At 63.5% G+C, this 12,608-nt stretch carries 12 protein-coding genes; 5 read left to right on the forward strand and 7 right to left on the reverse strand.

Annotation, left to right across the window (positions count from 1 at the left end; translation table 11 throughout):
• Positions 1–38: 38 nt before the first annotated feature.
• The 5 genes from CAG31_RS04760 to CAG31_RS04780 all read right to left on the reverse strand — a co-directional run bounded on the left by CAG31_RS04760 (position 39) and on the right by CAG31_RS04780 (position 7,648).
• Positions 39–2,861, reverse strand: a complete 2,823-nt coding sequence (locus CAG31_RS04760) for an FAD-binding and (Fe-S)-binding domain-containing protein (RefSeq protein ID WP_085578393.1) — start codon at positions 2,859–2,861, stop codon at positions 39–41.
• Positions 2,858–3,529, reverse strand: coding sequence for a lactate utilization protein C (locus CAG31_RS04765; RefSeq protein WP_085578395.1), 672 nt, complete (start codon positions 3,527–3,529; stop codon positions 2,858–2,860). The genes CAG31_RS04760 and CAG31_RS04765 overlap by 4 nt, the downstream gene beginning before the upstream one ends.
• Complete coding sequence (locus tag CAG31_RS04770; protein ID WP_085578397.1) at positions 3,529–4,983, reverse strand: LutB/LldF family L-lactate oxidation iron-sulfur protein; 1,455 nt, start codon at positions 4,981–4,983, stop codon at positions 3,529–3,531. The genes CAG31_RS04765 and CAG31_RS04770 overlap by 1 nt, the downstream gene beginning before the upstream one ends.
• Positions 4,980–5,804 (reverse strand): (Fe-S)-binding protein, encoded by an 825-nt coding sequence (locus CAG31_RS04775; RefSeq protein WP_085578399.1) that lies wholly within the window; start codon positions 5,802–5,804, stop codon positions 4,980–4,982. The genes CAG31_RS04770 and CAG31_RS04775 overlap by 4 nt, the downstream gene beginning before the upstream one ends.
• 149 nt (positions 5,805–5,953) lie before the next feature.
• Entirely contained in the window at positions 5,954–7,648 is a 1,695-nt protein-coding gene (locus tag CAG31_RS04780; protein ID WP_085578401.1) for a lactate permease LctP family transporter, read from the reverse strand.
• A 261-nt stretch (positions 7,649–7,909) separates the two neighbouring features.
• Between CAG31_RS04780 and CAG31_RS04785 the strand changes: the two genes are divergently transcribed.
• Positions 7,910–8,677: an FCD domain-containing protein gene (locus tag CAG31_RS04785; protein WP_085578403.1), complete on the forward strand. Its 768-nt coding sequence runs from the start codon at positions 7,910–7,912 to the stop codon at positions 8,675–8,677.
• 70 nt (positions 8,678–8,747) lie between these two features.
• Here CAG31_RS04785 and smpB read toward each other — a convergent pair whose 3' ends face one another.
• The gene (smpB, locus tag CAG31_RS04790; protein WP_085578405.1) at positions 8,748–9,230 is read right to left on the reverse strand and encodes an SsrA-binding protein SmpB; all 483 of its coding nucleotides are present in this window, start codon (positions 9,228–9,230) and stop codon (positions 8,748–8,750) included.
• Between the two features lie 118 nt (positions 9,231–9,348).
• Between smpB and CAG31_RS04795 the strand changes: the two genes are divergently transcribed.
• The 3 genes from CAG31_RS04795 to CAG31_RS04805 are packed head-to-tail and all read left to right on the forward strand — an operon-like array spanning position 9,349 to position 11,501.
• On the forward strand, positions 9,349–10,752 hold the full coding sequence (locus CAG31_RS04795; RefSeq protein WP_085578407.1) for a sodium-dependent transporter: 1,404 nt from the start codon (positions 9,349–9,351) through the stop codon (positions 10,750–10,752).
• A 7-nt stretch (positions 10,753–10,759) separates the two neighbouring features.
• A complete protein-coding gene (locus CAG31_RS04800) occupies positions 10,760–11,194 on the forward strand; it encodes a type II toxin-antitoxin system RatA family toxin (protein WP_085578409.1) in 435 nt (144 codons plus the stop codon).
• Complete coding sequence (locus CAG31_RS04805; protein WP_085578411.1) at positions 11,187–11,501, forward strand: RnfH family protein; 315 nt, start codon at positions 11,187–11,189, stop codon at positions 11,499–11,501. Before CAG31_RS04800 ends, CAG31_RS04805 begins: the two co-directional genes overlap by 8 nt.
• 61 nt (positions 11,502–11,562) lie before the next feature.
• On the opposite strand, the gene CAG31_RS04810 is transcribed toward CAG31_RS04805, so the two are convergent.
• The gene (locus CAG31_RS04810; RefSeq protein ID WP_085578413.1) at positions 11,563–12,093 is read right to left on the reverse strand and encodes an outer membrane protein assembly factor BamE; all 531 of its coding nucleotides are present in this window, start codon (positions 12,091–12,093) and stop codon (positions 11,563–11,565) included.
• A gap of 97 nt (positions 12,094–12,190) precedes the next feature.
• On the opposite strand from CAG31_RS04810, the gene fur reads away from it, so the two are divergent.
• Positions 12,191–12,595: a ferric iron uptake transcriptional regulator gene (fur, locus tag CAG31_RS04815; RefSeq protein ID WP_007915216.1), complete on the forward strand. Its 405-nt coding sequence runs from the start codon at positions 12,191–12,193 to the stop codon at positions 12,593–12,595.
• The last annotated feature ends 13 nt before the right edge of the window (positions 12,596–12,608 follow it).

Raw genomic sequence — 12,608 nt, forward strand, 5'->3', positions numbered from 1 at the left:
CGGTGGACTGCGGGTGTTCGTCAGGGTTCTGTTTTTTTTCAGGCGGGCGTTTCGCTCCGTTTGGCCCGGGTCACGCGATCCACCAGGTAGACCAGCCCGTGGTAGTCGATGCCGCCGTGCTGCGTCAGGCCGATCTCACAGGTGCGGCTGGTGGAGATCCCCTCGCTGCACTGCTGCACCGCGTCCTTGAGGGTACGCAGCGAATGGCGGTTGAGTTCCGGCGTGGTGAAGCCCTTGTCGCCGGCGAAACCGCAGCAGTGGATGCCTTCCGGGATGACCACGTTCTTGCTGCACTTGCGCGCCAGGTCGATCAGCGCCTGGCTTTCGCCCAGGTGTTGGGTGCTGCAGGTCACGTGCACCGCAATCGGTGCGTCCTGGGGCGTGAACTCCAGCCGGTCGAGAAGATGCGTACGGATGAAGCGCACGGGGTCGTACAGATCCAGGCGAACATCGCCGACATCCTGCACCAGCCGCAGGGTGCAGGGGCTGGTGTCGCAGTAGATCGGGTCGAGCCCGCCGCGGCTGGCCTGGAGCAGGGCGCCGATCAGTTCCTGGCGCTTGTGCTCGGCCGGCTCGGCATAGCCCTTGGAGGCGAACGGCTGGCCGCAGCAGAGGCTGTCCTGATTCTCCGGGAAGACTACTTGATACCCGGCCTTTTCCAGCAGCTGACGGGTTTTGTCGTACAGCGACATCTGTTCCCGGTCACCCGCCGCCGGTCCCATCACCCGCGACACGCACGCCGCCAGGTACACCACGCGCGGGCGCTCGTCGCTGACGGCGGGGCTGAAGCGCACGGCGCGCTCCGGTTGCGGCATCGCGTTCGTCCACTGCGGCACCTGCCCTTTGGACAGGCGCGTCAGCGTCGCCGACAGCTTCGCCAAGCGCGGGGCTCCCAACAGCATGCGGGCGCCGTTGGCCACGTGCAGGGTGAAGCGTGCGCCTTGCAGCGTCGTGGCGAAATTTCCTTCGATCCAGTTAGCGGTTTTCGTATGCGTCGCGTGTCGGCCCCGGAGCTTTTTCACCAGCTCGCCGGTATTGATTCCGACCGGGCAGCGTTGCGCGCACAGGCCGGTGGCGGCGCAGGTGTCGATGCCTTGGTAGTCGTAGGCCTTTTCCAGCTCGGTGGTGTCGACCCCGGCGCGCTTCCTCGCCTGAATGTCACGCCAGATCACGATGCGCTGGCGCGGGCTCAGGGTCAGGCCCTTCGACGGGCAAACCGGTTCGCAGAAGCCGCATTCGATGCACTTGTCGACGATCTCGTCCGCCGCCGGCAGCGGTTTGAGGTGCTTGAGGTGGATCTGCGGGTCTTCGCTGAGCACAACGTCCGGATTGAGGATGCCGTCGGGGTCGAGCAGGCGCTTGAGTTGCCACATCAACTGGTAGGCGTCGCTGCCCCATTCCAGTTCGACGAACGGCGCCATGTTGCGGCCGGTGCCGTGCTCGGCCTTCAGCGAACCGCCGAACTCCACTGCCACCAATTGCGCCACGTCGTCCATGAACGCCTGGTAGCGTGCGACTTCTTCTGCGCTGTTGAAGCCTTGGGTGAAGACGAAGTGCAGATTGCCTTCCAAAGCGTGTCCGAAAAGGATCGCTTCGTCGTAGCGGTGTTTGTCGAACAGTTCGATCAGACGGTTCACACCGATGGCCAGTTGTTCCACCGGGAAGGTCACGTCTTCGATGATCACCGTGGTGCCGGTCTTGCGCACCGCGCCGACGGCGGGAAAGGTGTCCTTGCGGATCGCCCAGAGCCGGGCGTTTTCGGTCGGGTCTTCGGTGAAGTCGACCTGCTTTTCCACCGGGAATCCGCTGAGCGACGCCATGATCTGCGCCAGTTGTTCCTGCAGCAATGTGGAAGAGGCGGCGCGGGATTCGATCAGCAAGGCGCAAGCATTGTTCGACAGGTGCCGTACGAAATCCGGCATGCCGGGTTTGTCTTGCACCGAGCGCAGGCTGCGCCGGTCAAGCAGTTCCACCGCCGATACCGGCTGGCGCTTGAGCACCGTGACGGCGTTGCAGCAGGTTTCCACATCCGGGAACACGATCAGCGCCGAGGCCTTGTTCGGGTGGTCGACCACGGTGTCGTAGGTCACCGCGCTGATGAAGCCGAGGGTACCTTCGGAGCCGACCAGCAGGTGGCTCAAGATATCCACAGGCTCGTCGAAATCCACCAGGGCGTTGAGCGACAGGCCGGTGGTGTTTTTCAGACGGTACTTGTGGCGGATTCGCGCAGCCAGTTCGGCATTGGCGCGGGTCTCGCGGCCCAGTGTCGCCAGACACTCCAGCAGTTCGCCGTGGCTTGCGCGAAACGCCGCGACGCTGGCGGCATCTTCGGTGTCCAGGCGCGTGCCGTCGGCCAGCACCAAACGGATGCCGGCCAGGGTGTGATAGGTGTTCTGCGCAGTGCCGCAGCACATGCCGCTGGCGTTGTTGGCGACGATGCCGCCGATCTTGCAGGCGTTGATCGACGCCGGATCCGGCCCGATCTTGCGCCCGAACGGCGCCAGCCAAGCGTTGGCCTGTGCGCCGATTACGCCCGGCTGCAGACGGATCTGCGCGCCGTGGCCGCGGATTTCACGGCCGTTCCAGTTGTCGCCCAGCACGATCAGCACCGAATCGCTGATCGCCTGGCCGGACAGGCTGGTGCCGGCGGCGCGGAAGGTCACCGGCACCCGGTTGCGGCGGGCCAGTTTCAGCAGCGCCACCACTTCGTCTTCGGATTCGACGCGGACCACCAGTTTCGGGATCAGCCGGTAGAAGCTCGCGTCGGTGCCGAACGCCAGGGTCGACAGGGGATCGTCGAAGCGGCGTTCGGCCGGAATCAGTTGCTGCGCATCGCGCAGGAAAGCCGCCGGTAACGTCATTGGTCCTCCAGGATCAACACCACCAGGTCTTTCGGGCCGTGGGCGCCGTAGGCCAGCACTTGCTCGATGTCGGCGGTCTTCGACGGGCCGGACACCAGCAACGCGTTGGTCGGCATGCCCTGTGCCCATTCGAATTCCTGCTGCACCTGATAGAAGTTGTCGCGGATCTGGCTGGCCTTGAGCAGGGCGAAGTGCACGGTCGGCACCAGGCTCATCAGGCGCGGCTCTTCCCGGGTCGGCCAGAGGATCAGGCTGCCGGTGGCGGCGATGGCGCCGAGGGTGCCGGTGAGGCTCGCCGGCGTGTCGTTGAACAGCTCGGCTTTCCATTCTTCCATCGGCCGGTCGTAGGCCTTGAGCACCGGCAGGGCGGGATTGTTCGACCAGTGTTGTGCGATCTGTCGACCGTGGTCGGTGGTCGGTGCGATCAGCAGGCTGGGCAACTGACGGTCGCTCAGCAGTTGGGCGAGCAGGGCAGGCCAGCCGTCGCCGGTGGTCAGATGGATCTCGGTGTGCACCGCTTCCATCAGTTTTCGCAGTTGCGGGATGCGTTGTTCGGCCGCGTAGGTGTAAGGCTGCGTCACCAGATCGACATCGAAGTTGTCGGCAATCGGTGTGGTGCCGGTCAGGCTCTTGCGCAACTTGCCGAGGATGTTTTGCTTGGCGCTCATCAGCGGTCTCCCTGTTTGCCCAGATGTTCCCGGGCCATGTCGTGCAGCGAGCGGGCGGCGGGTTTCGGCGCGCTGTGGTTCTGTGTCCATGGGCCGACGTTGTTCGGCGTCAGTGCGCGCAGGCGCGTGGCCGCGAAGGCGAACAAGCGGTAGAGCGCCGGCGAGCTGTTGAGCTTGGCCCAGGCGTTCCAGATGAAGCGCTCCTTGCGCGAATACTTGCTGCCCTGGCCGCGCATCACCGGGTTCGGCGCGTCCGGCGCCTTGACGTTCTCTTCGCGCAGGCGGCGCAACAGCGACGGGATCGGAATCTTCACCGGACACACCTCGCCGCAAGCCCCGCACAGGGACGACGCGCTCGGATGATCCGGAACTTTCGCCAGGCCGACCATGTGCGGGGTGATGATCTTGCCGATGGGGCCTGGGTAGACCTCGCCGTAGGTGTGGCCGCCGACGCGGGTGTAGACCGGGCAATGGTTCATGCACGCGCCGCAGCGGATGCAGTTGAGGGTCTGGCGCAGTTCGCTGTCGGCGAAGGCCTGGCTGCGGCCGTTGTCGAGCAGCACCAGGTGCACTTCCTGAGGGCCGTCGAGTTCGTGTGCCTTGCGCGGGCCGGAGATCATGTTGACGTAGGTGGTGATCGGGATGCCCAGGGCCGAGCGGGTCAGCAGGGACAGCAGCGGCACCACGTCGCGCAGGTTTTCCACGACCTTCTCGATGCCGGTGACGGCGATGTGCACTGGCGGCACGGTGGTGGTCATGCGGCCGTTGCCTTCGTTCTCCACCAGCAGCAGGGTGCCGGTTTCGGCCACGGCGAAGTTGACGCCGGAGACGCCGATGTCCGCCTCGAAGAATTTCTGCCGCAGCACCCTGCGACCGATCTGAATGAGTTGGTCGACGTCCTTGGTGTACTCCACGCCGAGTTTGTCGTGGAACAAGGACGCGACCTGACCGGCGTTCTTGTGGATGGCCGGCATAATGATGTGAGAGGGCTGCTCGTGGTCGAGCTGGACGATGTATTCCCCCATGTCGGACTCCAGACATTCAATGTCCCGAGCCTCAAGGAAATGGTTCATCTCCATCTCTTCGCTGACCATCGATTTGCCTTTGATCACTTGCCGCGCCTCGTGAGCGCGGATGATCGAAAGAACGATGCCATTGGCCTCGTCCACCGTTTCCGCCCAGTGCACAGTCACACCGTTGCGGGTCAGGTTCTGTTCCAGTCGCTCGAGCAGGTCGGGCAGCTTGGACAGCGCGCGGGCCTTGATCGCATTGCCCAGAGCGCGCAGGTGTTCTCGTTCATGGGCATCGCTGAAGGCCGCCGCTCGCTTGGCCATCAGTGAGTCCATCGCCGTGCGGAAGTTGTTCCGCAACTGCTTGTCGCCCAGGGCGTTGTGGGCCCGGGCGCGGAAATCTTCTTCTACGGCAACCGTAGGAATGATCGTCGAGGCGCTCACTTCGCACCTCCGGTCCGCTGCCACAGGAAGCTGGCCAAGTGTTGGCCGCGCAGCGCTTCCTTTTGTTTCTCCAGCGAACCGTTGATGTTCATCAAACAGCCGCAGTCGGCGCTCAGCACCTGGTGCGCGCCGGATTCCTTCAGCGCGCGGGTCTTGTCGGCCACCATCGCGCCGGAAATGTCTGGCATACGGACGCTGAATGTCCCACCGAAGCCACAGCATTCGCTTTCATGGTCATGGTTGACCCGTTCCACGTTGCTCAACTGCGCCAACAGCTCGCGGCCGTGCAGGTGGGTGTTCATCTCCCGGCGCGCCGAGCACGAGGTGTGCAAGGCGACCTTCACCGGCTCGCCGCTGTCCTCAAGCTGCACCTTGCAGACGAACAGCAGGAACTCGGCCAGTTCATAGGTGCGGGCCGCGAGGGCCTGCACCTGTTGCAGCGTGTCCGGCTCGTCCTTGAACAAGTCGGCGTAATGCTCGCGGATCATCCCCGCGCACGAGCCCGACGGCACCACCACCGGCCAGTCCCCGGCGAACAGCGCCAGTTGCGAGCGCGCCACAGTCCGGGCCTGTTCGGTGTAACCGGAGGTGTAGGCCGGTTGTCCGCAGCAGGTCTGCCCTTGCGGGTAGTCGATCCGGATGCCTTCGCGCTCCAGCAGGCGGATCGCGTCCATCCCGGCTTCGGGGTAGAACAGATCCACCACGCAGGTCCCGAACAGGTAGACCCGCGACGGTTTCTCGCCGGGGTATTGCCGGGGTTCGGGCAGGGGCGGTGCGACGCGGGTGGCGTTGGGCACGGCGTTGTAGAAAAGCTCGCTCATCAGGCGTGTCTCCGGGTGGGCCCGGTTATCCGTCTGTGCGGCTGCCGAATATAGAGCGCGTTGCTTTCAGCAGCCTTACAGACCGGGGTGTGAATTGCTGACGCCGGAATCACGGACCGGCGTCGGTTTTTTCCTTATGGCTCGTCGTCTCAGTGCACCAGTAGGCCGGTGAACCAGTAGGCCTGGGCCAGGGTGATCAGGCCGACGATCGTTGCAAAGAATAGGCTGTGCTTGAGGGTGAACCGGAACAGATCCGATTCCTTGCCCACCAGGCCGGTCGCGGCGCAGGCCACGGCGATCGATTGCGGCGAGATCATCTTGCCGGTCACGCCGCCGCTGGTGTTGGCGGCCACCAGCAGGGTGTCGTTGACGCCGATCTGGTGCGCGGTGGTCGCTTGCAGCGAGCTGAACAGGGCGTTGGACGAGGTGTCCGAGCCGGTCAGGAACACACCCAGCCAACCGAGGAACGGCGAGAAGAACGGGAACGCCGCACCGGTCGCGGCCAGCACCAGGGCCAGGGTCGAGGACATGCCTGAGTAGTTGGTGACGAAGGCGAACGCCAGCACCATGCCGATCGACAGGATCGGCCAGCGCAGCTCGTAGAAGGTCTCTTTCAAAGTGGTCAGACCAGTTTTGAAGTCGATCTTCAGCACCGCCATCGAGATCAGCGCGGAGAAGAAGATCGCCGTGCCGGTGGCGGAGATCGGGTCGAGCTTGAACACCGCCGGGATTGCAGTCGGCGTGGCGACGATGGGCGCGGTCTTGATCACCAGTTGATCGAGGTGCGGGATCGCGAAGTTGAACACCCAGGCGTACATCGAGCCGCCGGCGGCGAACATGGCCTTGAACGGCTTGAGGGTCCAAATGGTCACCAGCACGGTGAGGATCAGGAACGGCGACCAGGCCTTGAAGATTTCACCCAGGCTGTAGGGCGATTCGACGGTCGTGCGCTTCTGGCCGAAACCGCCTGCGCTGGCCGTCACCACCGAGGCGGAAACGGCGCCGGCGATGTGTTGGCCGGCGGCGCGTTTTGGCTGCCAGACCTTCAGGAATAGGGTCAGCGAAATCAGGCTGGCCAGGGCCGAGGTGATGTCCGGCAGCTCCGGGCCGATGAAGTTCGAGGTGAAGTACTGGGTCACGGCAAAGCTCAGGCCCGCCACCAGCGCAGCCGGCCAGGTCTCACGCACGCCGCGTAGGCCGTCCATCATGAACACCAGCCAGAACGGCACGAACAGCGACAGCAGCGGCAGTTGGCGGCCGGTCATGGCGCCGATCTTGAACGCGTCGATGCCGGTCACTTGGCCGGCGACGATGATCGGGATCCCCAGCGCACCAAAGGCGACCGGCGCGGTGTTGGCGATCAGGCACAGGCCGGCGGCGTACAGCGGGTTGAAGCCGAGCCCCACCAGCAGCGCGGCGGTGATGGCCACCGGTGCGCCGAACCCGGCGGCACCTTCCAGGAATGCGCCGAAGCAGAAACCGATCAGCAGGACCTGCAGGCGTTGGTCGTCGGTGATCGACAGTACCGAGCTGCGGATGACCTCGAACTGGCCGCTCTTGACCGTCAGTTTGTAGAGGAACACGGCCGCCACGATGATCCAGGCAATCGGCCACAGACCGTAGGCGAAACCGTAGCCGGCGGCGGCGAAGGCCATGTCCACCGGCATGTGGAACGCGAAGATCGCCACGGCGATGGCCAGCGCCAGGGTGATGCTGCCGGCGACATGGCCCTTGAGGCGGAACACCGCCAGGGCGAGGAAGAAGAAGACGATGGGGATGACGGCCGCGAGGGCGGACACGCCGAGGCTGCCGAGCGGGCTGTAGAGCTGTTGCCAGGTTTGCATATGGGGTGGCCCCTAATTGTTGTTGGTCAGGCACTGTCAGCAATTTGGGTAATTGGTAAGACCAATTTACAATCGCTGTCGGCTAGGGTAAAAGCCTCGGTATCGGTGTGTCAATTTGCCGCCCTAAAACTTTTGTCGAGCAACCGGACGACCGGGCCGGTTGAACCGGTCGAATCGATGGGATCTGAGAGGTGCCGGCAACGCGGCGATAGGCCAGAATAGAGAGCCCGGCGAGCGGTCGGGGTCGTGGAGAATTGAGTGATGGGGTTTGATCAGATACGTCAGCGCCGTTTGTCTGACGATATTGTCGAGCGGCTTGAGGGGATGATTCTCGAGGGCACGCTGAAGTCCGGCGAACGCTTGCCGGCCGAACGTACGCTGGCCGAACAGTTCGGGGTGTCCCGGCCGTCGCTGCGCGAAGCGATTCAGAAGCTGACGGCCAAGGGCCTGTTGGTCAGCCGCCAGGGCGGCGGCAACTATGTGGTGGAAAGCCTCGGTTCGACCTTCAGCGATCCGCTGCTGCAACTGCTGGAGAGCAATCCTGAGGCCCAGCGCGATCTGCTGGAGTTTCGGCACACCCTGGAGGCATCGTGCGCCTATTACGCGGCATTGCGCGCGACCGACGTGGATCGCGAGCGGCTGACGGCGGCGTTCGAGGAACTGCAGGATTGCTATTCACGGCACGACGAAGTGAGTCGGGCGGAAGAGGGTGCGGCGGACGCGAAATTTCATCTGGCGATTGCCGAAGCCAGCCACAACGCCGTGTTGCTGCACACCATCCGCGGGCTGTTCGACCTGCTCAAGCGCAACGTGGTGACCAACATCGGCGGCATGTACAAGCAGCGCGCGGAAACCCGCGACATGCTGATCACCCAGCACCGGGAGCTGTATCTGGCGATTGTCGAGGGGCGGGCGGAACAGGCGCGTGAGGTGTCCAGCCGGCACATTCTGTATGTGCAGGAAGTGCTGGAGGAAGTGCGTCAGGAAGTTCAGCGCGTGGCCCGGGCGGAGCGGCGCAAGGGGATGTGACGGTGGTTTGCCTGGCTTGATCTGTGGCGAGGGAGCTTGCTCCCTCGCACGGCACTTGACTGGACTGGCGTCAGTCTTCCTTGCCCTTGTTGCGCACGGCGCGCTGCAGCTCGCGGCCGGCGTCGCGTTCGCGCTCGGTGTCGCGCTTGTCGTATTCCTTCTTGCCCTTGCCCAATGCGATCTCGCATTTGACCATGTGCTTGCTCCAGTAGAAGGACAGGCATACGCAGGCGTAGCCCTTCTGCTGAACGGCGGCGGACAGCTTGTCCAGCTCGCGGCGGTTGAGCAGCAGCTTGCGGGTGCGCACCGGGTCGGCGATGACGTGGGTGCTGGCGGTCATCAAGGGCGTGATGTGGCTGCCGAGCAGCCAGGCTTCGCCATCCTTGAGCAGCACGTAGCTGTCGACCAGCTGCAGCTTGCTTGCCCGCAGACTCTTTACTTCCCAACCGGCCAGAACCAGACCGGCCTCGAACTTGTGCTCGATGAAGTAATCGTGTCGCGCCTTTTTGTTCTGCGCGATGGTTCCTGTTGGGTGTTTTTTCTGTTTGGCCATAGGGGCGGCATTATATGGAGATAAACGGCTGGCGGCTACGGTGATGCGCGCGCTTGAGCAGGTTGAGTGAATCCCGGACAATGCGGCCTCTTTTTCGAACGCTTGGGCGTGATAAACGATGTCGACAGACAAGGTTTCTGTCCACGGCAGTTGGGCTAGCCGCTGGGTTTTCATATTGGCGGCGACGGGCTCGGCCGTGGGCTTGGGCAGCATCTGGAAGTTCCCCTACATGGTCGGGGTCTACGGCGGCGGCGCCTTTGTGCTGATGTTCCTGGCGTGCATCGCCCTGATCGGGATCCCGGTGATGCTCGCCGAAACCCTGATCGGCCGGCGCGCCCGGCAGAGCCCGGCCAACGCCCTGAAGGTGCTGGCGCTGGAGGCGGGGCACACGGCCAAGTGGTCGTGGGGCGCGTTCGCCGGGATGATCACGGCGCTGCTGATCCTGTCTTTCTATAGTGTGGTGGGCGGCTGGTCGCTGGACTACATCGTCGACATGGGGCGCGGCGACTTCCAGGGCGCCAGCGCCGATCAGGTGGGCGCCTACTTCGGCAACGTGATCGCCGACCCGTGGCGCCTGACGCTGTGGCACACCGTGTTCATGCTGCTGTCGGCCGTCGTGATCGCCAAGGGCGTGGTCGCCGGTCTTGAGCGCAGCCTGCGGATCATGATGCCGCTGCTGTTCGTGATGGTGCTGGTGCTGCTCGGCTACAGCATGACCACCGGGCATTTCATGGAAGGCGTGCATTTCATGTTCGACTTCCATCCGGACAAGGTGCTCGACGGCCTGCTGCCGGCGATGGGGCATGCGTTCTTCTCGCTCAGCGTGGGCGTCGGTTCGATCATGATCTACGGCGCTTACATGCCGAAACACACCTCGCTGTCCGGCACCGTCGTGGGTGTCGCGCTGCTCGACACGTTCGTGTCGCTGCTGGCGGGGCTGGCGCTGTTTCCGATCGTGTTCGCCGGTGGCCTGAACCCCAGCGAAGGGCCGGGGCTGATGTTCGTCAGCCTGCCGTTCGCCTTCGGCAACGTCGCGTTCGGTCAGCTGATGGGCGTGGTGTTCTTCGTCCTGGTGGCCATCGCCGCCTGGAGCTCGGCCATTTCCTTGCTGGAGCCGATGGTCGCCTATCTGGTGGAGCGGACTAAAATCAGCCGTGCGTGGGTGACGTTCTGGCTGGCCTTCATTTGCTGGTTCGTCGGCCTGGGCACGGTGTTCTCCTTCAACATCTGGAAGGAGGCCAAATTCTTCGTGAACGAAGGTGGCCTGTTCCACCTCTACCAGTGGGGCGCGGCGGGCGGTCTGGATTTCTTCGGCGTGATCGATTTCTTCACTTCGCGGATCATGCTGCCGCTCGGCGGGTTGTGTTTCGTGATGTTTGCCGGTTGGGTGATGGGGCGTGAGGCGGTGCGTGACGAGCTGTCGATCCGCAGCCCGGCGCTGTTCGCCTTGTCCCTGTTCTTGATGCGCTATGTGGCGCCTATCGGCATTCTTGTGGTGTTTGCCGCCCAGCTCTGGAAGTGACGCTGACATGACGACACATATTCAACGTTCGGCGCTGTTGCCTTATCCGGCGCAGTTTCTCTACGACCTGGTCAACGACGTGGCGCGCTACCCGGAGTTCCTGCCTTGGTGTTCGTCCGCCGAGGTGCTGGAAAGCTCGGACGTCTACATGCGCGCCAGCGTCGGCGTGGCCAAGGGCGGCCTCAGCCAGCATTTCGTCACCCGCAACACGCTGGTGCCGGGGCAGTCGATCGAGATGAACCTGGAAGAGGGGCCGTTCACGCAACTGCACGGCATCTGGGTGTTCAAGCCGTTGGGCGAGAAGGCGTGCAAGATCAGTCTGGACTTGTCCTTCGACTACGCAGGACCGCTGGTGCGCGCCACCCTCGGCCCGCTGTTCAATCAGGCGGCCAACACCCTGGTGGATGCGTTCTGCCAGCGCGCCAAGCAGAAGCATGGTTGATCCGGTGATCGAGATCGAAGTGGTGTACGCCGCCGTCGACCGTCAGATCCTGCGTTCGGTGAGCGTGGGCGAGGGCACGACGGTGCGCGCTGCGCTCATGGCCTCGGGCTTGGGCAGCGAGTGTCCGGAGCTGGATCTGGCCGGCTGCCCGTTGGGCATTTTCGGCAAGGTGATCGCCGACCCGCAAGTGCGTGTGGTTCAGGCAGGGGATCGCATCGAGGTCTATCGCCCGTTGCTGGCCGATCCGAAGGAAGTGCGGCGTCTGCGTGCGGCCAGGGCCGCCGAGGCGAAAGCGCGAAACCAGTGAGTCGGCCGGTGGCCAGGCAATAAAAAACCCGGAATCTCCGGGTTTTTTATTGCGTCGCAAATTATTGCGGCGAGGTTTCCAGCGGCTCCGGCGTCGGCACCGGAACGGTTTCCACGCCATCCACGTCCTTCTGGATCTGATCCAGCAGGGAACCCGGCTTGACCGGTTTTTCCGGTTTCGGCTTCTCGCCGTTTTCTGTGGCAGGGGCGGTCACGGTGGTGCCGGTGTCCTTGCCGAGGATGGCTTCGTCACGGCTTACGCCGGGCATGAAGTCACCGGAGAGGCTGACGAGCTGGTCGTTCGCGTTGAAGTTGACGCTGATGCGTTCCTGTTGGCGTTCACCGCCGCCCGGCTGCAGGCTGTACAGGTAATCCCAGCGGTCGGGGTGGAATGTGTCGGCGATCAGGGGGTTGCCCATGATAAACCGCACTTGCCGCCGGGTCATTCCCGGACGCAACTGGTCTATCATGTCCTGCGTGACGACATTGCCCTGCTGGATGTCGATTTTGTAAACCCCGGGGAATGAACAACCGGCGAGTGCGAGCAGTCCCACGAAGGTGAAACTGGTTAGCAAGAGCTTGGTGTTTTGCATCGGTGGGCGACTTCCACTATCTTGGCTGGGACAACGTAAACGCCGATCATACCCGCATTAAGAGAAGCTGCGAAGCAGCATCGCGAGAAAGCTGACCATGGTTGAAAATAGCGAACTACGCAAAGCCGGCCTCAAAGTGACCCTGCCTCGGGTCAAGATCCTGCAAATGCTGGACTCCACCGAGCAGCGCCACATGAGTGCCGAAGACGTCTACAAGGCGTTGATGGAGGCTGGCGAGGACGTCGGTCTGGCCACGGTCTACCGTGTCCTGACCCAGTTCGAAGCGGCCGGCCTCGTGGTCCGTCACAATTTCGACGGCGGCCACGCGGTATTCGAACTGGCCGACAGCGGACACCACGACCATATGGTCAACGTGGAAACCGGTGAGGTGGTCGAGTTCGTCAGCCCGGAAATCGAAAAGCTCCAGAAGGCGATCGCCGAAGAGCACGGTGTCGAGTTGGTCGACCACAATCTGGTGCTGTACATCCGCAAGAAAAAGTAAGCCTGTCGCGCGA

The organism is Pseudomonas sp. R25(2017) (assembly GCF_002112565.1).
Classification (GTDB): Bacteria; Pseudomonadota; Gammaproteobacteria; order Pseudomonadales; family Pseudomonadaceae; genus Aquipseudomonas; species Aquipseudomonas ekonensis.

Coding starts and splice junctions, on each gene's coding strand:
- fur (WP_007915216.1), top strand. CDS start 12,191: ATGGTTGAAAATAGCGAACTACGCAAAGCCGGCCTCAAAGTGACCCTG.
- CAG31_RS04800 (WP_085578409.1), top strand. CDS start 10,760: ATGACGACACATATTCAACGTTCGGCGCTGTTGCCTTATCCGGCGCAG.
- CAG31_RS04780 (WP_085578401.1), bottom strand. CDS start 7,648: ATGCAAACCTGGCAACAGCTCTACAGCCCGCTCGGCAGCCTCGGCGTG.
- CAG31_RS04810 (WP_085578413.1), bottom strand. CDS start 12,093: ATGCAAAACACCAAGCTCTTGCTAACCAGTTTCACCTTCGTGGGACTG.
- smpB (WP_085578405.1), bottom strand. CDS start 9,230: ATGGCCAAACAGAAAAAACACCCAACAGGAACCATCGCGCAGAACAAA.
- CAG31_RS04775 (WP_085578399.1), bottom strand. CDS start 5,804: ATGAGCGAGCTTTTCTACAACGCCGTGCCCAACGCCACCCGCGTCGCA.
- CAG31_RS04760 (WP_085578393.1), bottom strand. CDS start 2,861: ATGACGTTACCGGCGGCTTTCCTGCGCGATGCGCAGCAACTGATTCCG.
- CAG31_RS04795 (WP_085578407.1), top strand. CDS start 9,349: ATGTCGACAGACAAGGTTTCTGTCCACGGCAGTTGGGCTAGCCGCTGG.
- CAG31_RS04805 (WP_085578411.1), top strand. CDS start 11,187: ATGGTTGATCCGGTGATCGAGATCGAAGTGGTGTACGCCGCCGTCGAC.
- CAG31_RS04765 (WP_085578395.1), bottom strand. CDS start 3,529: ATGAGCGCCAAGCAAAACATCCTCGGCAAGTTGCGCAAGAGCCTGACC.
- CAG31_RS04785 (WP_085578403.1), top strand. CDS start 7,910: ATGGGGTTTGATCAGATACGTCAGCGCCGTTTGTCTGACGATATTGTC.